Raw genomic sequence first — 21589 nt, forward strand, 5'->3', positions numbered from 1 at the left:
ATGAGCAATCCCAACTGGTGGACCCTTCCCGCAGATCAGGTGCTGGAGGGGCTGAAAACATCGCGCGACGGTCTGGACAAGGCACAGGCCGAGGAACGGCTGGCCGCGCATGGCCCGAACAAACTGCCCGAGGCCCCGCGCCCCGGCGCGCTGATCCGGCTGGCGCGGCAGTTCAACAACCTCTTGATCCTCGTGCTGATCGGGGCGGCAGCGATCACGGCGGCTCTGGGGCATTGGATCGATACCGGGGTGATCATGGCCGTGGTGATCATCAATGCCGTGATCGGCTTCGTACAGGAAGGCAAGGCCGAAGCGGCCCTTGAGGCGCTGCGCGACATGCTCGCGCCCAGGGCCAATGTGATCCGCGCGGGCGAGCGGATGAGCATTCCCGGCAGCGATCTGGTGCCCGGCGATGTGGTGGTGCTGGAAGCGGGCGACAAGATCCCCGCCGATCTGCGCTGGCTGGAACTCGCGGGGCTGACGGTCGAGGAAGCGATCCTGACCGGCGAGTCGGTGCCAGTGCGCAAGGCGCTGGATCCGGTCGGTGCAGAGGCCGCGCTGGGGGATCGCAGCTCTGCCGGGTTCAGCGGCACGATGGTGGCCGAGGGCACCGGTTCGGGCGTCGTGACTGCGACCGGCGGGCAGACCGAAATCGGGCGGATCAGCACGTTGATGGCCGGGGTCGAGACGCTGAAAACCCCGCTCATTCAGCAGATGGAGGTGTTTGCCAAGGTTCTGACCGGATTCATCATGGCGCTGGCCGCCGGGATTCTGGCCTTCACCATGCTCCTGCGCGACATGGCCTTCTCGGAAGCTTTCATGATCGTCGTGGGCCTTTTTGTCGCGGCCATTCCCGAAGGGCTGCCTGCTGTGCTGACCGTGACACTCGCGATTGGTGTGCAAAGCATGGCGCGGCGCAACGCGATCATCCGCCGCCTGCCGATCATCGAGACACTGGGCGCGGTCTCGACCATCTGTTCGGACAAGACCGGGACATTGACGCGTAACGAGATGATGGTGGCGTCAGTGGTGACCGCGCGCGATCTGGTTACTGTCACCGGGCAGGGCTACGCGCCCGAAGGTGATTTGTCAGGGGGCGACCGGAAAACACTAGCCGCAATCGGACGGGTCGCGGCGCTGTGCAACACGGCGGCGCTGGTCCGGGGCGATGCGGGCTGGCGGGTCGAGGGCGATCCGATGGAAGGCGCGCTTCTGGCCTTTGCGGGCAAACTGGGCGCAGCCGTAGATGCCCGCCCGCGCCCGGATGCGAGTATCCCGTTTGACGCCCGCTATCGCTATATGGCGGTGCTGCAGGACGGGCTGGTGCTGCTGAAAGGCGCGCCCGAACGGGTGATGGCGCATTGTGCCTCGCAGATGGGGCCAGACGGGCCAGAGCCGCTGGACAAGCCCTATTGGGACGCGGCCAGCGCGAAGATCGCAGCACAGGGACAGCGCGTTCTGGCCTTTGCGCAGATGCCCTTTGACGGGGGCGAGTTGTCGCATGACGCCGTGTCCGAAGGGCTGATCCTCTTGGGCCTTGTGGGTCTGATCGACCCGCCGCGGGATGAGGCGATCACCGCAGTCGCCGAGTGTCATCAGGCGGGGATTTCGGTGAAGATGATCACCGGCGATCACGCGGGCACAGCGGCGGCGATTGCGCGCCAGATCGGGTTGCGGCAGACCGACCAGGCGCTGACCGGGGCCGATATCGACCAGATGGATGACTGCGCGCTGGAAGGGGCGATCCGGCGCACCGATGTCTTTGCCCGCACCTCGCCCGAACACAAGCTGCGGCTGGTGCAGGCGCTGCAGGCGCGCGGGCAGGTTGTGGCGATGACCGGCGACGGGGTGAATGACGCGCCCGCACTCAAACGCGCCGATGCGGGCATAGCGATGGGGCAGAAAGGGTCCGAGGCCGCGCGCGAAGCGTCGGATTTCGTGCTGGCCGATGACAATTTCGCCTCGATTGCCGAGGCGGTGAAACAGGGGCGCACGGTCTATGCCAATCTCAAGAAGGTGATCGCCTTTCTGCTGCCGGTGAACGGGGGCGAGTCGATCTCATTGATCATCGCGGTCCTGTTCGGGCTGATGCTGCCCATCACGCCCTTGCAGATCCTGTGGGTGAATATGGTCAGTTCCGTGGCGCTGGCGATGTCGCTGGCCTTTGAGCGCCCCGAGGCGGCAATCATGCGCCAGCCCCCACGCCGCGCCGATGCGCCGATCCTGTCGCGATTCATCCTGTGGCGGGTGTTTCTGGTCTCGATCCTGTTTGCCATCGGGATTTTCGGGCAATTCGCGCTGGCGCAGGTGCAGGGCGCAAGCGTGGAAGCGGCGCGCACCATGGCGCTGAACACGCTGGTCGCGATGGAAGTCTTCTACCTGTTTTCCGTGCGCTTCCGGCATGGCTGGTCGCTGACCTGGGCCGGGGCGAAAGGCACGCCTGCGGTACTGATCGCGGTCGCGCTGGTCGTGGTGTTGCAGGCCGGGTTCACCTATCTGCCGGTCATGCAGGCGCTGTTCGACACTGTGGCGCTCTCGCCGGGCCAGGTGGCGCAATGCGCTTTCGCAGGGGTGGTGCTGCTTCTGGTGCTGGAGTTTGACAAGCATGCCGCAGCGCTGTGGAAGCGGCGGGGTGTGGCCCAGGCGTGAGCCGGAAGGCGGGCATTGGCGTTTCGGCTGCCATTCGGGGTGGCGAAACGCGCGAAGCAGCGCAGCGACTCCCGTGTCCGGGGGCGAGTACCAGCGCGCCGGCTTTTGCGGCGCGCCGGATCACGCGATCTTCAGCGCGGGCAAGCGCGCCTCGATCTGCGCACGCTCGGCCTCATATTGCGGCGGAAGCTTCAGCGCACGGCCAAGCCGGTCCATCGGTTCGTCCACGTCAAATCCCGGCCCATCCGTGGCAATCTCGAACAGCACACCGCCGGGTTCGCGGAAATAGATCGACCGGAAATACTGGCGGTCTTTCACCTCGGTCACGCGCTCGCCCCGCGCCAGCAAGGCCGTGCGCAGCGCCTCCTGATGCGCCGCATCCCGCGCGCGAAAGGCGATATGATGGATCGTGCCCGGACCGGGCCGCGCCTTGACCGGCGCATCGGCGCACCACAGATCAACCACCCGCCCCGCAGCATTCCCCGGCAGCATATAGCGCAGCCGCCTGCCCCCCGCGCCGCGTTCCTCACCCACGAATTCATACCCGAAAACCTCGGTCAGGATCGCCGCAGTCGGCGCCGGATCCTCGATCCACAGCGTCACCGAATGAAAAACGCCCCAAGGTCCGGCCTCCGCATCCGCGATCAGCTCGAACACCTGCCCATGCGGGTCCGTGACCGACAGAACCTGCGCCCCGAAACGGGTGGAGATGCTGCCGCCCAGCATGGCCTGCCATTCGGGCAGATCTGCAGGCGCAACCGCATAGGCATATGCCAGCGCCGCACCTGCACCCGCCTGCCCCTGTCCACGGTCTTCGCGGTTGAAAAAGGTCATCACCGAACCGGGCCGGGCATCCTGCGCCCCGAAATAGAGATGATACATCTGCGGCGCATCGAAATTCACGGTTATCTTGATCAGCCGGGTTTTCAGAACCCCGGTATAATAGTCCAGATTCTCCTGCGCCGGGCCGGAAATCGCGGTCACATGGTGCAGACCCGCAATCGGGGTCTTGAGCTGCGGGTCAGACATACTAGGCTCCATGGCAAGATCGGTTCCCTGTGAGGATAGGGCCAGCATGGCCAGAATACACGAAAAACCCGCCAACAGCGCCTGTGCCGCAGCGCACAGCCCGGCGTTGGAGCTGCATGAGCTGCACAAGGGCTTCGACAGCGCCGAAGGCCGGGTCGAGGTCTTGCGTGGCGTCTCGCTTTCCCTGCCGCGAGGCACATCCATGGCGCTGACCGGCGAGAGCGGCAGCGGCAAATCGACATTGCTGCATATCGCGGCGGGGCTGGAACAGGCCGATGGCGGACGCATCAGCCTCGCCGGTCAGGACATGACCCGCGCCAGCGATGCCGCACAGGCGCAGATGCGGCGCGGGCAGGTCGGGCTGATCTTTCAGCAGTTCAACCTGATCCCCTCGCTGACGGTCGGGGCCAATCTGGCCTTTCAGGCGCGGCTTGCAGGGTGCCATGATGCAGGCTTCACCGAGAGGCTAGCCGCGCGTCTGGGGCTGGACGGGTTGGCGAGGCGCTACCCCGAACAACTCTCGGGCGGGCAGCAGCAGCGCGTGGCCATTGGCCGCTGTCTGGCCGCGCGCCCCGCGCTTGTGCTGGCCGATGAACCGACCGGCAATCTCGATGAGGCCACGGGCGATGCCGTGCTGTCACTCATGCTGGCACTGACCGCCGAGGCCGGGGCGGCGCTGCTTCTGGTCACGCATTCCCCGCGCCTAGCCGCGCGTTGCGACGGGCGTCTGCATCTGCGCAAGGGCCGGATCGAGGCCAGCCCATGACGCGCATAGTGCTTTCAGCACTCCTGTCGCATTGGCGGCGCAACCGGTGGCAACTCGCGATGCTGCTGACCGGGCTGGCGCTGGCCACCGCACTCTGGTCAGGCATTCAGGCGCTGAATGCCGAGGCGCGTGCGGCCTATGCCACCGCCGAAGGATTGCTGGCCGAAGGCAGTGCTGCACGGCTGGAACACCCCACCGGGCGCATGGATCAGGCCGGGTACCTGCGCCTGCGCCGCGCAGGCTGGCTGGTCTCGCCGGTGATCGAGGGTCGCGCAACTCTGGGAGCGGCGCGCGTCACCCTTCTGGGGATCGAGCCACTGACCGCGCCCGCGACCGCAGGCCCCGCGCTGGCCACAGCGGATCTGCAGGCTTTCCTCGCCGGGCAGGGTTTCGCCCATCCCCAGACCCTGCGCGAAATCGGCGCGACCGGGCGCGAGTTGCGCGCCTCTGACGCCGTGCCCGTAGGCACGGTGCTGCTGGATATCGGCACGGCCCAGCGCCTGCTCGGGCTGGCGGGGCAGATCACCCGCCTGACCCTCGCCCCCGACCAGCCTGCAGGGCTGGTGCCGCTCGCCACCCTTGCCCCCGATCTGCGCCTGACCCCGCCGGGTGAAGGTGCAACGCTGGGCGGGCTGACCGACAGTTTCCACCTGAACCTGACCGCCTTTGGCCTGCTGGCTTTCGCAGTGGGCCTGTTCATCGTCCATTCCGCCGTCGGCCTTGCCTTCGAGCAGCGCCGCGCCATGTTCCGCACATTGCGCGCGCTGGGCGTGCCGCTGCGCCATCTGGCGGTCTGTCTGGCGGGCGAGATGCTGCTGTTTGCGATCCTCGCAGGCGCATTCGGGCTGGTGCTGGGCTATCTGCTGGCCGCAAGCCTTCTGCCCGATGTCGCGCTCACCCTGCGCGGGCTTTATGGTGCACCGGTCCCCGGCAGCCTGCAGTTCAACCCGCTCTGGGCACTGGCAGGTTTCGCCATGACGCTGGCGGGGACGGCGCTGGCGGGGGCGCAGGCGCTCTGGCGGCTCTGGCACATGCCGGTTCTCGCGCCCGCGCAGCCCCGCGCCTGGGCGCATGCCTCCGCGCGCGGCATGCGCCTGCAAGCTCTGCTCGCCCTGATACTGGCCGCGCTTGCCGTCACGCTCGCCCTCGCGGGCGACTCGCTCGTCACCGGCTTCGCGCTTCTTGCCGCTGCGCTGCTCGCCGCCGCGCTGACCGTGCCGCTTCTTCTCGCGCTTGGTCTGTCACTGGCGGAAAAACAGGCACGCAGTCCGGTAGCGCAATGGTTCTGGGCCGACAGCCGCCAGAACCTGCCGCGCCTCTCGCTCGCGCTCATGGCGCTGATGCTGGCACTCGCCGCCAATATCGGCGTCGGCAGCATGGTCGCCAGTTTCCGCGCCACCTTCATCACATGGCTGGATCTGCGTCTGGTGGCCGAAGTCACCGTCATCCCCGACAGCCCCGCGCAGGCCAATGCGCTTTACACTTACCTGACCCCGCGCACCGATGCGATCCTGCCCATGCAGCGGGTGGAGGCGACCCTTGCAGGCCAGCCCGGCCAGATCTACGCCATGCGCGACCATGCCACGATCCGCGACAACTGGCCCCTGATCGACCCGGTGCGCGAGGTCTGGGACCGGCTGGCCGCAGCCGAGGGCGTGCTGGTCAATGAACAACTCTACCGCCGCGCCGGGCTGGCCACAGGGGATATGCTCGATCTGCCGGGGATCGGCGCGCTGCCCATCCTTGGCGCCTATCCCGATTACGGCAACCCTCTGGCGCAGGCCGCGCTGACCGAGACCCTGTTCAGAGCCAGCTACCCCGACACGCCCATCCGCCAATTCGCCCTGCGCACCAAGGACGCACCCGCGCTGATCGCGGCACTACAGGACGAGTTCGGCCTCTCCGCCACCCAGATCACCGATCAGGCGCAGGCCAAGGCGCTCTCGCTCGCGATTTTTGAGCGCACCTTCCTGATCACCGGCGCGCTGAATGTCCTGACCCTCTCGGTTGCAGCGCTCGCGCTCTTCGCGGCCCTTGTCACGCTGGCCGGAATGCGGCTGGCGCAACTCGCGCCGCTCTGGGCGATGGGTCTGACCGCACGCCGACTTGCCGGGCTGGAACTCGCGCGCGCGCTGGTACTCGGCGCTGCGACACTGGCGCTGGCCCTGCCGGTAGGGCTGATGCTGGCGCAGGTGCTGCTTGCGGTGATCAATGTGCAGGCTTTCGGCTGGCGTCTGCCGCTGCAGTTCTTCCCCGCCGACTGGGCGCGCCTCGGTCTCTGGGCGATGCTCGCGGTTTTCGCCGCCGCAGCCCTGCCCGCGCTCCGGCTCTGGCGACAGGGGCCTGCACAATTGCTCAGGGTATTCGCCCATGAACGCTAGGATCCTCACCCTGACAGCCCTGCTGCTCGCCCCCAATGCCCATGCCCAGGGCTTCGCCGGGCTCGGCACCGATGCGGAAGGCTTCGCCATCCCCGAACGCGGGCGCGCGCTGCACTTCCCCGCCGACCATGGCCCGCACCCGGAATACCGCATCGAATGGTGGTATCTGACCGCGACGCTGACCGGCGCGGATGGTCAGGATTATGGCGTGCAATGGACGCTCTTCCGCTCTGCCCTCGCGCCCTTCGAGGCCGAGGGTTGGGACAGTCCGCAAATCTGGATGGGCCATGCGGGCCTGACCACGGCGAGCGCGCATTTCAGCGCCGAACGTTTCGGGCGCGGCGGCGTGGGGCAAGCCGGGGTCACGGCAGAGCCCTTTGCCGCATGGATCGACGACTGGCACATGACCAGCACCGCCCAGCCGGATCAGGACGCGCTCGACCGGCTCGACATCCATGCACGCGGGTCGGATTTCAGCTTCACGCTGGATTTCACCGCCGAAGGGCCGCGCGTGCTGCAAGGCGATCAGGGCTATTCTGTGAAATCCCCGCAGGGACAGGCCAGCTACTACTATTCCCAACCTTTCTACACGGTCACAGGCAGGCTCGACCTGCCCGAAGGCCCGGTCGCGGTCACGGGGCAGGGCTGGCTTGATCGCGAATGGTCCAGTCAGGCTCTCTCCGACGATCAGTCCGGCTGGGACTGGGTCTCGCTGGCTTTCGATGACGGGCATCGGATGATGGCGGCGCAGGTGCGCGGGCGCCAGACCTTCACCGCAGGCACATGGATCACGCCCGAGGGGCAGGCGACCCCCCTGCCCGACGGCGCCGTGCAATTCACGCCCCTGCGCCACACGCGCCTCAACGGGCGCGACGTGCCGACCCATTGGCAGATCGACTGGCCCGAGGGCGGGCTGTCCATCACTACCGAACCGCTGAATCCACACTCCTGGATGGATCTGTCGGTGCAATACTGGGAAGGGCCCCTGCGCTTCACCGGCAGCCATAGCGGGCGCGGTTATCTGGAGATGACCGGCTACTGAGCCGCGCCCGCCTGCCTGCCCTTCAGGCGGCGCGCAAGGGTGGGTGGGGGGGGCGCGACGGCTGAAGGGCAGGCAGGCGGGCAGATGACGCCGCGTTTCTGGTGACAGGGACCATGCCAGAGGGTTATCTCGCCCCACAGCCTGAGGAGGATCCCCATGCAATACCCCCATCTGCTCGCGCCCCTTGATCTGGGCTTCACCACGCTGAAGAACCGCGTGCTCATGGGCTCCATGCATACCGGGCTGGAAGAACGCGGCGATTGGGGAAGGGTCGCCGAATACTATGCCGAACGCGCGCGCGGTCAGGTGGCGCTGATCGTCACCGGCGGCATGGCCCCGAATCCCGAGGGCGGGGTCTTTCCGGGTGCCGCCGGTCTCTACAATGATCAGGACATCGCCAATCACCGGATGGTCACGGATCGCGTCCATGCAGAGGGCGGCAAGATCGCCATGCAGATCCTCCATACCGGCCGCTACGCTTTTGGCGCCGATTGCGTCGCCCCCTCTGCGCTGAAATCCCCGATCACCCCCTTCAAGCCCCGCGAACTGGATGAAGAAGGGATCGAAAAACAGATCGCCGATATCGTCACCAGCGCGAAGCGCGCTCAGGAAGCGGGCTATGATGGGGTCGAGATCATGGGCTCCGAGGGCTATCTCATCAACCAGTTTCTCTGCGCCGCCACCAATCACCGCACCGACCGCTGGGGCGGCGCTTACGAGAACCGGATGCGCCTGCCCGTCGAGATTGTGCGCCGTGTCCGCGAAGCAGTCGGGCGCGAATTCATCCTGATCTACCGCATTTCACTGATCGATCTGGTCCCCGGCGGGCAAAGTTTCGACGAGGTGGTGCAACTTGCCCAAGCCATCGAGGGTGCAGGGGCCAGCATCCTGAACACCGGCATCGGCTGGCACGAATCCCGCGTGCCCACCATCGCCACCTCGGTCCCGCGCGCAGGCTGGGCCTGGGTCACGCGCAAGCTGATAGGCAAGGTGGGCCTGCCGCTGATCACCTCGAACCGGATCAACACGCCCGATCTGGCCGAAGAGTTGCTTGCGGGCGGGGCCGCCGATATGGTCTCGATGGCGCGTCCCTTTCTGGCCGATCCCGATTTCGTCGCCAAGGCCGCGTCAGGCCGCGCCGCCGAAATCGCGCCCTGCATCGCCTGCAATCAGGCCTGTCTGGATCACACCTTTCAGGGCAGGATTTCTTCTTGCCTTGTGAACCCCCGCGCCTGCCACGAGACGGAACTGAATTACACCCCCACCAAAGCCCCGAAATCCATCGCCGTCGTGGGCGCAGGTCCGGCCGGGCTGATGGCCGCCCTCGTGGCCGATCAGCGCGGCCACAAGGTCACGCTCTTCGAGGCCGAAGGCCAGATCGGCGGGCAGCTGAACATGGCCCGCGCCATCCCCGGCAAAGAGGAATTTCACGGGCTGGTGGAGTGGTTCACCAGTGAGATCGCCCGCTCCTCGGTCACCTTGCGCCTGAACACCCGCGCCACGCCCGGGATGCTGGCGGCTTTCGACGAGGTGATCCTCGCCACCGGCGTCACCCCGCGCGACCCTCAGATTGACGGGCAGGACGCCCCCCATGTGCTGCGCTATATCGATGTGCTCCGGGCCAAGGCCCCGGTCGGCCCGCGCGCGCTGGTTGTGGGCGCGGGCGGCATCGGCTTCGACGTGGCCGAATACCTGATCCATCACGGCACCAGCCCGACCGAGGATCTGGCGCTCTGGCAGCGCGAATGGGGGGTGGCCGACCCGGCTCAGGCCCCCGGCGGGCTCGCCCCTGACGGCCCGCAACCCGAGGCCCCGGCGCGACAGGTGACACTGGTCCAGCGCAAGGCAGGCAGGCCCGGCAAGGGCTTAGGCAAGACAACCGGCTGGATTCACCGCGCCACCCTGGCCGCCAAGGGCGTGCAGATGCTGGGCGGGCTGGAATACCGGCGGATCACGCCGGAAGGGATGGTCGTGGTCCGGGACGGGCGGGAAGAACTTCTTGCCGCCGATACGATCATCCTCTGCACCGGGCAGGAACCCTTGCGCGATCTGGTCGATGCGCTGGCCGCACAGGGCAGGGCAACGCATGTGATCGGCGGGGCGGATGTGGCAGCGGAGCTCGACGCCAAACGCGCGATTGATCAGGGGGCAAGACTGGCGGCAGCCCTGTAGCGCGACCAGACGTAAGGTGCGTGGTCAGCACGCACCCTACCACTTACCGCAACTCCACCTGCACCCGCGCGCCACGCCCCTCTGCATCCACCACCGAGAGCGTCACAAAGCCCGGCCCTTCCAGCATCAGCCGCGCCTCGCGCTCATGGCTTGCCGTCAGCACCGGTGCACCATTGGCAAACCATGTGAAGGGCGCGCGCCCCCGCTCCACCCGCGCCAGCACGCCCCCCGATATGACACGCAAGGCAGCACCCTCGGGCGGAAAGGCCAGTTCCGGGGCGTCACTTGCCTGCGCCACCCGCGCGCCGAACCGCTGCAAGGGGGCGGGCAGATCCGCATGGGCCAGCACCAGCGTCGCAGGCGGCGCGGGCGGCAGGGGCACCGGCCCCGCCCCCAGCCGCGCAAAGATCTCGAACAGCAGGGGCGCGGCCATATCCACCCCGAACATGCCTGGCACCGGCGCCCCATCCGCGCGCCCGACCCAGACCCCCGCCACATGCGCCCCGTCATAGCCCAGCGCCAGCGCATCGCGATGCCCGTAGGATGTGCCCGTCTTGAAGGCCAGCCGCCAGTCCGGCAGCCGCGCCGGGCGCGGGGCATCGGCCAGAATATCACCCAGATGCCAGGCCGCTTCGGCACTCATCAGCCTTTGCCGCGCCAGCATCTGCGGCGCGGTCGCGGACAGATCCACCGCCTCGCCCCCCCGCGCCATCGCCGCATAGAGCTGCACCAGCCCTTCCAGCGACACGCCCAGACCGCCCAGCGAAACCGCCAGCCCCGGCGCATCGCCGGGCACCACGGCGCTCACCCCCGCCTGTCGCAGCGCCGCCATCAGCCGCGCCGGCCCCAGCGCCTGCGTCAGCTCCACCACCGGCAGGTTCAATGACACCTGCAACGCCTCGCGCGCACTCACGGGGCCGCGAAACATGCGGTCGAAATTCTGCGGCGCATAGCCCGCAAACCGCGCAGGCCGGTCATTCAGCAGCGTTTCCGGATGCGCCAGCCCATCCGAGAAGGCCAGCCCATAGACCAGAGGTTTCAGCACCGATCCGGGCGAGCGCAAAGCCTGCGTCATATCGACAAAGCCCTGCCGGCGCGGGTCGAGATAATCGCCAGAGCCAACCGAGGCGAGCACCGCACCGGATTGCGGATCAGCCACCATCAGCGCGACAGTGGCCTGCGTGGGCAGATCGCGCAGCGCCCCGCGCGCCAGATCCTCCAGCGCGATCTGCAACGGCCGGTCGAGTGTCGTGCGATGGATGCGCCGATCCGGTTCCGCCGCGCGCAGACGGTCCCCCAGATGCGGCGCATGGGCCGGGAAGGAACGGCGCGCCATCGGCACGGCCTCGCGCAACGCCCCCTCGTAAGTCTCAACACTGATCACCCCCGCAGCCTGCGCCCGCGCCAGCACCCGGTCCCGCGCAGCCCGCGCGCGTTCCGGGTGGCGGTCGGGCTGACGCGCGGCGGGGCTTTGCGGCAGCGCGATCATCAGTGCGGCCTGCGCTTCGGTCAGCCGGTCCGCTTCGCGCCCCAGCCAGGCGAAAGTGCCCGCGCGCAGCCCCTCAAGGTTGCCGCCCATCGGCGCGTGATGCAGGTAGAGCGCAAGGATTTCCTCTTTCGACAGCGCCCGCTCCAGCGCCAGGGCCAGCCGGATCTGGCGCAGCTTGCCCGCCCATGTCCCGGTCGGCCCCTCCTCGATCAGCCGCGCGACCTGCATGGTCAGGGTGGAGCCGCCCGAACTGACCCGCCCCCGCAGCAGCGCCTGCCCCCCGGCCCGCAGCAGCGCCAGAGGGTCAACGCCGCCATGCCGGTAGAAGCGCTTGTCCTCATAGGCCAGCAGCATCGCCAGATAGGTCTGGTCCACGCGGCCCGCATCCACCCCCAGCCGCCAGCGCCCATCGGCGACCGTATAGGCGCGCAAGAGCGAGCCGTCCCGCGCCAGAACCTCGACCGAGGTCTCGGGCACCAGCGGCGGCAGTTCCGTCCGCGCCACCCAGACGGCCAAGGCAGCCCAGAGGCCAAGGGCAAACCCACCCCCGGCAATGGCCCGGCGCCAGCGCCTCACGGCGCAATCACCACCCGGCCTGTCTCCGACAGCGCGCGATTGGTCGGGCGATACATATCCTCGACCTTGGCCGCCGCATGATGGAAACTGCCGGGAGAGACCGCCCGCGCGATATAGGCCAGCCGCAACGGGGCCTCCTGCGTCCAGTCCACCGCGGCCAGGAAACGATCCGCCCGCGCCTCGGTCATCTCGGCGCTGTCATGCGTCCGCAACCAGTCCAGCGCGCGGATATCGCCCTCGCGCAGCAGATTGGCGTTGTCGATCTCGAACCCCGCAGGCAACGCGTCGTCGATCATCAACCGCCCGCCCTGCACACCGCGATCCGGGCGCACTTCCAGCACCGTCACCACCCGGTCGCCGACACGCAGGCCGCTCAGATCCAGCGCATCCCCTTCCGGTGTGTAATGGTTGCGCGTGATCGTATAGCCCGCGCCCCCCGCCGCAGGCGGCACCTCCGGCACCCCGAAGCCAGTGACGGTCACAGTCACCGGAATCGGCCCCTCATTGCGGATCGTAGCAGGCACCCCCTCATAAAGCGCGATCACATCACCATTCACCGGCTGATCGTCCCGCACCAGCCCGCGCCACTGCTCGCCCGAGGCCACCGCCGCCTGCAAGGCCCAGACGGCTTCCTGCGGCGATAACTGATCCACCGGACCCCGCGCCGCGACCAGTTGCGCATAGGGCGCAGCACTCGCAGTCGCGCTGCCCGCTTCCACCGCCAGCGCCAAAGCCCCCGCCAGATCGCGCAACGGCGTGCCGTAATCTTCGCGCCAGACCGACGCCCCGTCACTGTCCGCAGCCAGATCGAACGCTTGCCGGAACATCGCATCCGCCCGGCGCTGATCCCCGTAAGCGGCCAGCGCCGCCCCGATCTGGGCCGATGCCAGAGGCGTGTCGAACACCTCGGGCAGGGTATCGGCATAATAGCGCAGATCGCCGATCGCGGCCTCCCCCGCCCGCGCCAGCACATAAAGCGCATAGGCATAGCCGCGCCCGCCATTGAACATCTGGCCTGCCTGCGCGACCTCGTTGCGCAGGTTGTTCAGCGCCATGCGCAGGGCAGGGCCGGGCACATCCGCCCCCTGCCCCTCGGCGCGCAGCAGGACATCGGTCACATAGGCATCCAGCCACAGATCATAGCCGCCCGCCGCCCACAGGCCGAAACTGCCCGTCCGCCCCTGCCGCGTCAGGATGCGGTTGATCGCCTCCTGCACCTGCTCCCGCGCCTCGGCCTGGCTCACCAGCCCCAGTTCGACCACAGCATTCGAGGCTAGCAGCAGCGGCTGGATACTCGACGCGATCTGCTCGGTGCAGCCATAGGGATAAAGGCTCAGCCGCCGGATCAGCCCCGGCACATCCAGCGGTGCCCCCGCCCCCGCAATCAGCATCGCCCGCGCCGTGCCGGGGCGCAGCCCGTCCAGCGCATCGTCGGAAAAGACGAAACTCTCGCCTGTCGCCAAGGTAAACTGCGACGAGCGCGCCACTTCCGGGTCGGTATGCTGGACCGTCAGCCGCAGATCGCGGCGCAGCACCCGCCCGTCGGGCGTGGTCAGCGCGACGGAATAGACATGCTCGCCCACCATTTCCGGCGCAAGGTCAATATCGATCACCGCGCGCCCACCCTCATCCAGCGTGACCGAGGCAGGGACCACCCCCAGCCCATGCCCAGTGACCGACAGCGCCATTTCCCCCGCAGGCCCGGTCGCATGGGTCAGTTCCAGCCGCATCCGGCTGGTATCGCCCGGCGTCAGGAAACGCGGCAGACTGGGTTGCACCACCACCGGATCGCGCACCAGCACATCGGCACTGGCCTGCCCCACCCCGGTATCGGACCACACCACCGCCATCAGCCGCACCGTGCCGTTGAAGGCAGGCAGGTCAAAGCCGATCTCCGCGCGGCCATTCTCCAGCGCAACCGGCCCGGTGAAGAAGGCCAGCAAATCCTCGGTCGGGGCGGGCCCCGCGCGCGCGCTCACGGATTGATCCCCGCCCGAACGCACCTGCCCCATTGCGCCTGCCCGCGCATCGATCAGCCGCCCATAGATGTCGCGGATCGCCACGCCCAACTGGCGCTGGCCGAAGAAATACCCCATCGGATCGGGGGCGTCATATCCGGTCAGCGTCAGGATCCCCAGATCGACCGCCGCCAGCGTCGCATAGGCCGGACCATCTGTGAGGTCGGGCAGATCCAGCGTCACCTCCAGCCGCTCGCGCGGGTTGGCCTCCAAGGGCGCGGTCAGGACAGCGTTCAGCGCACGTTCCCCCGGTGCCACCCCCGCATGAACCAGCCCCATGCTGCGCGCGGGCAATTCCTCGGCGCTGTCCGAAGGCCGGATCAGGCTCGCGGTCACATAGGCCCCCGCGCCCCAGTCATCGGTGACGGGCAATTCCACCACGGTTTCGCCCGAGAGCGCCACCAGTTGCGTATGGATCACCCGGTCCGACAGGACCGAGACCAGCGCCATGCCCGCGCTCTCGGTGTCGATCCTGAGCCGCGCCACATCGCCCGGCGCATATTCCGCCGCATCCAGCGCGACTGACAGCATATCCGGCGTGTCGCGCGCGCTCTCCGCCCCATACCATCCGGCGGCAAAGGGGACCGAGGCGCTGGCGAATTCCGCGCCTTCCCGTGTCACCCGCAGCTCATATTGCCCCCAATCGACCGGCAGGCGCAGCGAGGCAGGCCCGCCCGCAAGCGTGACCTCGCCGCTATCCACCCGCGCGCGTTCGGTCACTGGCTCCCAATCCCAGCGGCCATCGAAGCTGAACCACTGATAGCGCGTCGTGACCTTGCTCAATTCCCAGGACAGGGTGCCATCCAGCGCCGCGCCATCCGGGCCGACCAGCACCAGATCGAAACTGGCCTCGCCGTTCTCGGGCAGGGTGCCGTCAAACCCCGGTCTGATCCCGATCACCGGGCTTTCCGCCCGCACCGGGACAGTCAGACTGCGCTCCACTGGGCGCGAGGCCCCGTCGATCAGCGTCGCTGTCACATTCAGCGCATAGGGCCGCGCCTCCAGTGTCAGCCGCTCCAAGGGCAGGCTGGCGGTCAACGCGCCGTCACTATCCGTCACCTGCCCCCGCTCAAACATGCGCCGCTGCGGATCAATCCGCTGGTCATGGCGACCAAACCGATAGCCCGGCCAGCCGTCCATCTGCGCCACGGCGCGCAAAGTGACAGAGCCTTCCAGCGCCAGTCCAGACGCCGGTGCGCCAAAGAGATGCCGCGCATGGATCTGCACCACAGGCGGCGCAGACAGGTCAATCATCCCCTCGGCGCTCAGGCCAAGGTCGAAATCCACCCGCTCGGGCAGGAAATCCTCGACCAGCACGGTCTGACTGGCCAGAGCAGGCGCATTCGGGTCCGACAGCATCTCGACCCGCCAGACCCCGCGCGGCACATCGCCGCCCAGGGGCAGAGCAAAGACATGCCCGCCCGCGCGTTCCTGCTGGCTGAGGATGCGCGAATATTCCACCCCATCGGGCCGCATCAGCCGCGCGATCATCGGCAATCCGTGGATCGCCTGCGCCCGGTGGTCGCGGGCCAGCGCGGTGACATGGATCACCTCGCCCGCGCGATACGCGCCCCGATCCGTGGCAAGAAAGAGATCAATCGCGCCGGGGGCCGCGCGCCCCTCGACCCCGCGATCCGACAGGTCAAATTCCGGCTCATCGAGCGAAAGCACCGCCATATCCTCGCCGCCCTCGACCAGCACCATCACCGGCGCACTGGCCCCGGTACCTTGCGTCAAAGCGCCCGCAAAACGCACATGCCCCTGCGCATCACTGACGGCCTCGCCCAGCACGCGGTTTGACCGTGCCAGCAGCGCCACGCGCAGACCTCCCGCAGGCTGGCCATCCGACAGGCGCTGCACCACGACATGCAGCCCGTCGCTGCCCGAAAGCGTGGTCAGCCCCAGATCCGAGACCATGAACCACTGCATCGCAGGCGCCGTCACCCAGGGATCGGCGTCAGGGACCGAGGCGCGCAGCACATAGACACCCGGTTCCAATGCGCCGATCTCATCCAGCGGCAGGCGCGAGGTGGTCGCGCGATTCAGCACCCCCTCAACCTGCGCGCTGCCCTGCCAGAACGGTTCAGCCAGCAGGTTCTCGAACCGCTCCGCGTCCCACTGGCTCAGGGCCGTGGCAAAACTGCCCTGCCGGATCGAGGTCACAAGATTGCGGTCCGACACGCGCATCAGCGCCAGATCCAGCCTGTCGGCATTGACCGTCTCGACAGGCAGCGCGCGCGGGCCGGACGCGGGCAGCACATAGGCCCGGCCCGGAAACCGCACCAAGGGCATACGGTCGCGGATATAGACCTCCAGCGGCACATCACGCACCAGCGTATCGCCCGAGGCCGCAGGCAGACCCGCGCGCAGGGTCAGGCTGACATTCTCGCCATAGCTGACCCCGCTCACGCAAAGCTGCGCGCCCTCCACCTCGACCGCCAGCCCCTGCACCGCGCTTTGCACGAAAGGCGCATAATCGCGTGTGGGTGACAGATCCTCCGAGAATTGCGCACAGATGCGCGGCGTGGCACTGGTCGCTTCCACATCATGGCTGAACAGCCGGAACCCGTATTGCTCGCGCAGCCGCACCAGCCGCTCGGGGTCGATACCGGGGCGCAACTCATCGGCCAGACGCATCGCCGCAAGCGCGGCATCGCCGCGGAAACTCGCCTCGAACGCCTCGGACATGACCAGCAATGCCTCGGCCCGCGCATCCGCTTGCGCAAGACGCAGGCTTGCATTGAGCGCCGCCGTCGCGGACGCGCGGTTCAGATCGAAGCGCCGCTGCCCGTCGCGCTGCGCCTGTACCCGCAACGCACGCGCATGCGCGAGCCATGCCGCCCCGCTATCGGCAACCGTGACTGCGGCCCCCGTCCACATCACCGCCTGATCGGCAGAATGCCCCTGCAGGAGTGCGGCCTCGCTCATGCCATTGGCGAAATAGCGATTGGCCATGGTCTCGGCCTGTTCGCGTGCATCGGAAAAATCACCGCTGTCCAGAAACCCCATCTCGGCGCGCAGCGCGCGCGCGCGCGCAACATCCGCATCCGGCACGCGGTGCATAACGCCCGAGCGCGCGCCTTCAAAGAAACTCGGCCCGCCAAGGACGGATTTCGGGAAACAGGCCCCGTTGCGCTGGTTGAAGGTAAAGCCCGCACACTCCTCCAGCCGCAGGCAGGTGGCGTGGCATTGCTCCAGCGTGGTGTTGAAAAGCGGCGTCAGATCCCCGCCGGGGAAATCCGTGTTCTCCTGCATGGTGGCGAATCGCGGCGGGACGGGCGCGTCCTGTGCCTGCGCAGCGGGCGTCCCGATCAGGGCAAGCACAAAGGCCAATGCCGCAACGGTGGCTTTCCGCCCCGCGCCATGCGGCGCATGGCCCCCCCCGAGAGTATTTCCGGCAAGATGAAAACGAAACATGATGGTGCCCCCCGGCAGAAAGATTTGCCGCAGGTTAGCATGGGTTTGTGTCACGATAAGCGGGAATTTTCGCGCCCACACAGGCTTGTGTCAGCTTCCGTCATCCCAGAGTTCCGGCTCCCAGATCGCAGGCGTGCCGCAGATTTGCGGATCGGGCGGGGTCACGACATCCTCGGATTTGCCGGGATAGTCGAGCTGGCCCAGCACATGCTGCAATACCGCCAGCCGGGCGCGATACTTGTCCTCGGCCCGCACCACGGTCCAGGGCGCGCAATCGCTATGGCTGCGCTCGAATGTCTCGGCAATCGCATGGGTATAGCTGTCCCATTTCGCCAGCCCCTCGATATCTATCCGCGAGAGTTTCCAATGCCGCATCGGATCATTCTCGCGCGAGAGCAGACGGCGCAACTGTTCAGCGCGGCTGACATTAAGCCAGATCTTGATCAGCGTGATCCCGTCCCCGGTCAGGATACGCTCGAAATCCGGCAATTGCTGAAAGAAACGCGCGCGCTGGTCAGGCGTGCAGAAGCCGAAAACCGGCTCGATCACCGCGCGATTATACCAAGAGCGGTCAAACAGCACCATTTCGCCGCCCGCAGGCAGACGCGCGACATAGCGCTGGAAAAACCACTCGCGCAACTGCCGGTCGGTGGGGCGGGGCAGGGCCTCGACCCGGACGATCCGGTGATTCACCACTTCCGAGATCCGATTGATCGCGCCGGATTTTCCCGCCGTATCGCGTCCCTCGAAGATCACGATCACCCGCTGGCCCGCCGCATCGATCCAGTGCTGCATCTTGACCAGTTCGGCCTGCAAGGGTTTCAGCGCGGCCAGATAATCGGATTTCTTCATCCAGCGCGGATAGGGATAATGCCCCGCCAGAGTATCGCGCTTGCGCGCCTCCTCGACCGCGCGGCGCAGCTCTTCGGGGGCGCGGGCTTGCAGAAAGGCCGTTACCTCTCCGGCAAAGGGCATTGGAATCTCACTCATCACGCGCCTCCTGTTCAACCGGGACAGGAAAGGGGCAATCGGGGTGCTTTTGCAAGAGTGGAGTGGAGCGGGCAGCGGGAATCGAACCCGCACCAAGAGCTTGGAAGGCTCGTGTGATACCATTTCACCATGCCCGCGCTGGGGTGATGGCTAGCCCATGGGCGCGGAACGGTCAAGAGGCGAGGCGCGCACGCGACGGCAGGAAGATCGTCAGCAACCCCAGAAGCGGTAGATAGGCGCAGGCCTGATAGACCCAGGCAATCCCGCGCGCATCGGCCATCACCCCCAGCACCGCCGCCGCGATCCCGCCCATGCCAAAGGCGAAGCCGAAAAAGATCCCTGCGACCAGCCCGATACGCCCCGGCAAAAGCATCTGCGCATAGACCACAATCGCCGGAAAGGCCGAGGCGATGATCACCCCGATCAGCACCGACAGCACCCCGGTCATGGCAAGCCCGACATGCGGCAGCAGCAGGGTGAAGGGCAGCACACCCAGAATCGAGCCCCAGATCACCACCAAGGGCCCGAACCGGTCGCCGATCAGCCCGCCCAGCATGACCCCCGCAGCCGTGGCGGCCAGAAACAGAAACAGCATCTGCTGTGCGGGCACGATCCCCAGATCGAAGCGGTCGATCAGGAAAAACGTGTAATAGCTCGAAATACTGGCCGTATAGGCATTCTTCGAGAAGGTCAGCACCGCCAGAACGACAATGGCCCAGATCACGCGATTGCGCGGCAGCCCATGCGTCGCCCGCTCGCGCCCCCTGGCGGCACTGGCCCGCGCCAGCGCTCCGTACCACAGCCCAATCCGGTTCAGGATCACCATGCCCGCCAGCGCCAGCAGCGCAAACAGCGCCACACTCGGGCGGCCCAGCGGCACCACGATAAAGGCGGCCAGCAGCGGCCCAAGCGCCGAGCCGAAATTGCCGCCCACCTGAAACAGCGACTGCGCCGTGCCGAATTTGCCGCCCGAGGCCAGCCGCGCCACGCGGCTCGATTCCGGGTGGAATATGGCCGATCCGATCCCGATCAGCATCGCGCCCGCCAGCAGCCCGCCATAGCTGGAGGCATAGGCCAGCAGCAAAAGCCCGCAGATCGTCGATCCCATCCCCACCGGCAGCGATTGCGGCATGGGGCGCTTGTCCGTCACCAGCCCCACCACCGGCTGCAACAGCGAGGCCGTGACCTGAAAGGCGAAAGTCATCAGCCCGATCTGCCAGAAGCTCAGATCGAACTCCAAAGCCAGCAGCGGGTAGAGCGCCGCCAAGAGGCTCTGCATGATGTCATTGATCATATGGCACAGGCTGATCGCGACGAGCACCAGCCATGTGGTGCGCTCTGCAGGGGTGGTGGCGGCGAGGCTCATGGCGCGAAACCTTCACATGTTCATCAAACCCCCCCTATGCGCCAGAGACGGGGCAGATGCAAGTGGGCGCGCGCGGCATTGACACTGCCACTGCCGTGCCCCAAGCAGGGCTTCTTGCCCTTCAAGTCGGGCAGCGCGCGCGGTGCTTACGATAAATTATCGTTTATATGCAGTACCTTAGTGTTTCACGTGGAACATTCACACCCTCACAACAACGGCGAGGCCAGCGCCACTGTGTTATTCCGCAACCGCCGCAGCGCTGACCATTGCGCCACATCAGCCCGGTCCAGCCGCGTCGCGCGGGCGATGTAGCTTTGCTGCCGCGCATCCAGCGTGGCCATCACCTCGGGGCAATGGATCAGGAGCGAGTTTTCATAGTTCAGATCAAAACTGCGATGGTCCAGATTGGCAGTGCCGATCAGCCCGAACGCCCCGTCCACCGTCACGATCTTGGAATGGATCAGACCGGGCTTGAACAGGAATATCTCGACGCCCGAACGCAGCAGATCCTCAAACCGGCTCTCGCTCGCCGCGCCGACGATGCGGCTGTCATTGCGCGCGGGCAGGATCAGCCGTACCCGCACGCCTCGCTCCGCGGCCGAACAGATCGCCACGTGCAGCGCATGATCCGGCACATAATAGGGCGTGGTCACCACCAGCCGCTCGGTCGCCGCATAGATCATCGCGCGCAAAGCGTCGGACGGGGTAGTGTAGATGTCATCCGGGCCAGAGGCGATGACCTGCGCGATCACCGGGCCGGGCTGCGGCGGGGGGCTGTCCTCGTGCAGAAGCGCGGTCAGATCCTCGGAATGATGCGTCATCCAGTCATGCAGGAACACCGCCTGCTGCTGGCGCACGGCAGGCCCTTCCAGCCGCATCAGGATATCGACCCAGGGCGCATAGCGGCGCTTGATGGCAAAGGCGGCATCGGCACAATTGCGGCTGCCCACCCAGGACAGGCGGTTGTCCACCACAATGATCTTGCGATGGTTGCGCAGGTCAATGCGCCGGAACAGCAGGCTGATGAAAGGATTGCCCACCGGCGCCGCGCGCTCCAGCGCGACACCAGCCCCTTCCATCTGCCGCCACAGGGGCGAGCGGATCAGGCGGCGCGCGCCGTGATCATCGACCAGAACCCTGCAGGCGACACCGCGCCGCGCGGCGCGGCACAGCGCATCGGCCATGCGGCTGCCGGTTGTATCGGGCAGCCAGATATAGAACAGCACATGGACATGCTGGCGTGCGCCCTCGATGGCGTCGAACATGTCCTCCATCATCGCATCGCCCTCGGGCAGAAGCGTCAGCCGGTTGCCCGCGACCGGCAAAAAGCCGCTGATCGCGCGCCCTGCGGCAAAGGCGGGCCCCGCCGGGCCGCGTATGGTCATCGGCGGCACCGAGCTTATCGCCTGCGCCTCCTGCAACTGATTGCGGACCTCGCGCATCCGCTCGCGATTTGCACGCTCCAGCCGGATCTCGCCGAACAGGAAATAGGCCGCGATTCCAACGCCCGGCAGGGCCGAGATCACCGCGACCCAGGCCAGCCGCGCCGCAGGCGTCAGCCCTGCGCGCAGCAGCGCGCGGATGACGAAAGCCACCTGCATGAGGAATACCAGAACCACTGCTGCGCCGGTCACGCGGATCACCCTTAAGCTGAGTCGCGCTCACCCTGTCATGGCGCTGCGCCAAAGTCACGC

The 21589-nt window shown here is 67.2% G+C and carries 11 protein-coding genes and 1 tRNA gene; 5 read left to right on the forward strand and 7 right to left on the reverse strand.

All coding sequences use genetic code 11. The annotated features are described in order from the left end of the window. Complete coding sequence (locus tag BG457_RS00810) at positions 1–2649, forward strand: cation-translocating P-type ATPase (protein ID WP_071795033.1); 2649 nt, start codon at positions 1–3, stop codon at positions 2647–2649. Positions 2650–2769: 120 nt separating this feature from the next. On the opposite strand, the gene BG457_RS00815 is transcribed toward BG457_RS00810, so the two are convergent. Further along, a complete protein-coding gene (locus BG457_RS00815) occupies positions 2770–3678 on the reverse strand; it encodes a ring-cleaving dioxygenase (protein ID WP_071795034.1) in 909 nt (302 codons plus the stop codon). 46 nt (positions 3679–3724) lie between these two features. Here BG457_RS00815 and BG457_RS00820 point away from each other — a divergent pair, with 46 nt between their 5' ends. The 4 genes from BG457_RS00820 to BG457_RS00835 all read left to right on the forward strand — a co-directional run bounded on the left by BG457_RS00820 (position 3725) and on the right by BG457_RS00835 (position 10039). Then, positions 3725–4444 carry an ABC transporter ATP-binding protein gene (locus tag BG457_RS00820; protein WP_071795035.1) on the forward strand — a complete coding sequence of 240 codons (720 nt, stop codon included), beginning with the start codon at positions 3725–3727 and terminating at the stop codon, positions 4442–4444. Beyond that, positions 4441–6825, forward strand: coding sequence for an ABC transporter permease (locus BG457_RS00825; RefSeq protein WP_071795036.1), 2385 nt, complete (start codon positions 4441–4443; stop codon positions 6823–6825). The genes BG457_RS00820 and BG457_RS00825 overlap by 4 nt, the downstream gene beginning before the upstream one ends. Then, positions 6815–7867: a lipocalin-like domain-containing protein gene (locus BG457_RS00830; RefSeq protein ID WP_071795037.1), complete on the forward strand. Its 1053-nt coding sequence runs from the start codon at positions 6815–6817 to the stop codon at positions 7865–7867. Before BG457_RS00825 ends, BG457_RS00830 begins: the two co-directional genes overlap by 11 nt. 156 nt (positions 7868–8023) lie before the next feature. After that, positions 8024–10039 carry an oxidoreductase gene (locus BG457_RS00835; RefSeq protein WP_071795038.1) on the forward strand — a complete coding sequence of 672 codons (2016 nt, stop codon included), beginning with the start codon at positions 8024–8026 and terminating at the stop codon, positions 10037–10039. A 43-nt stretch (positions 10040–10082) separates the two neighbouring features. Here BG457_RS00835 and pbpC read toward each other — a convergent pair whose 3' ends face one another. From pbpC to cls, 6 genes are all read right to left on the reverse strand, one after another. Beyond that, positions 10083–12104: a penicillin-binding protein 1C gene (gene pbpC / locus BG457_RS00840; RefSeq protein ID WP_071795039.1), complete on the reverse strand. Its 2022-nt coding sequence runs from the start codon at positions 12102–12104 to the stop codon at positions 10083–10085. After that, positions 12101–17539, reverse strand: coding sequence for an alpha-2-macroglobulin family protein (locus BG457_RS00845; protein WP_084657355.1), 5439 nt, complete (start codon positions 17537–17539; stop codon positions 12101–12103). Before BG457_RS00845 ends, pbpC begins: the two co-directional genes overlap by 4 nt. A 90-nt stretch (positions 17540–17629) precedes the next feature. After that, entirely contained in the window at positions 17630–18529 is a 900-nt protein-coding gene (gene ppk2, locus BG457_RS00850) for a polyphosphate kinase 2 (protein WP_071795040.1), read from the reverse strand. 63 nt (positions 18530–18592) lie between these two features. Beyond that, positions 18593–18666, reverse strand: a tRNA-Gly gene (locus tag BG457_RS00855). Between the two features lie 35 nt (positions 18667–18701). Further along, on the reverse strand, positions 18702–19895 hold the full coding sequence (locus BG457_RS00860) for an MFS transporter (protein ID WP_071795041.1): 1194 nt from the start codon (positions 19893–19895) through the stop codon (positions 18702–18704). Positions 19896–20101: 206 nt separating this feature from the next. Continuing rightward, positions 20102–21529: a cardiolipin synthase gene (cls, locus tag BG457_RS00865; protein ID WP_245770896.1), complete on the reverse strand. Its 1428-nt coding sequence runs from the start codon at positions 21527–21529 to the stop codon at positions 20102–20104. Positions 21530–21589 lie beyond the last annotated feature (60 nt).

Origin of the sequence: Natronohydrobacter thiooxidans, assembly GCF_001884735.1 — a bacterium.
Lineage (GTDB): Bacteria > Pseudomonadota > Alphaproteobacteria > Rhodobacterales > Rhodobacteraceae > Roseinatronobacter > Roseinatronobacter thiooxidans_A.

Coding starts and splice junctions, on each gene's coding strand:
- BG457_RS00810 (WP_071795033.1), top strand. CDS start 1: ATGAGCAATCCCAACTGGTGGACCCTTCCCGCAGATCAGGTGCTGGAG.
- BG457_RS00815 (WP_071795034.1), bottom strand. CDS start 3,678: ATGTCTGACCCGCAGCTCAAGACCCCGATTGCGGGTCTGCACCATGTG.
- BG457_RS00820 (WP_071795035.1), top strand. CDS start 3,725: ATGGCCAGAATACACGAAAAACCCGCCAACAGCGCCTGTGCCGCAGCG.
- BG457_RS00825 (WP_071795036.1), top strand. CDS start 4,441: ATGACGCGCATAGTGCTTTCAGCACTCCTGTCGCATTGGCGGCGCAAC.
- BG457_RS00830 (WP_071795037.1), top strand. CDS start 6,815: ATGAACGCTAGGATCCTCACCCTGACAGCCCTGCTGCTCGCCCCCAAT.
- BG457_RS00835 (WP_071795038.1), top strand. CDS start 8,024: ATGCAATACCCCCATCTGCTCGCGCCCCTTGATCTGGGCTTCACCACG.
- BG457_RS00845 (WP_084657355.1), bottom strand. CDS start 17,539: ATGTTTCGTTTTCATCTTGCCGGAAATACTCTCGGGGGGGGCCATGCG.
- ppk2 (WP_071795040.1), bottom strand. CDS start 18,529: ATGAGTGAGATTCCAATGCCCTTTGCCGGAGAGGTAACGGCCTTTCTG.
- BG457_RS00860 (WP_071795041.1), bottom strand. CDS start 19,895: ATGAGCCTCGCCGCCACCACCCCTGCAGAGCGCACCACATGGCTGGTG.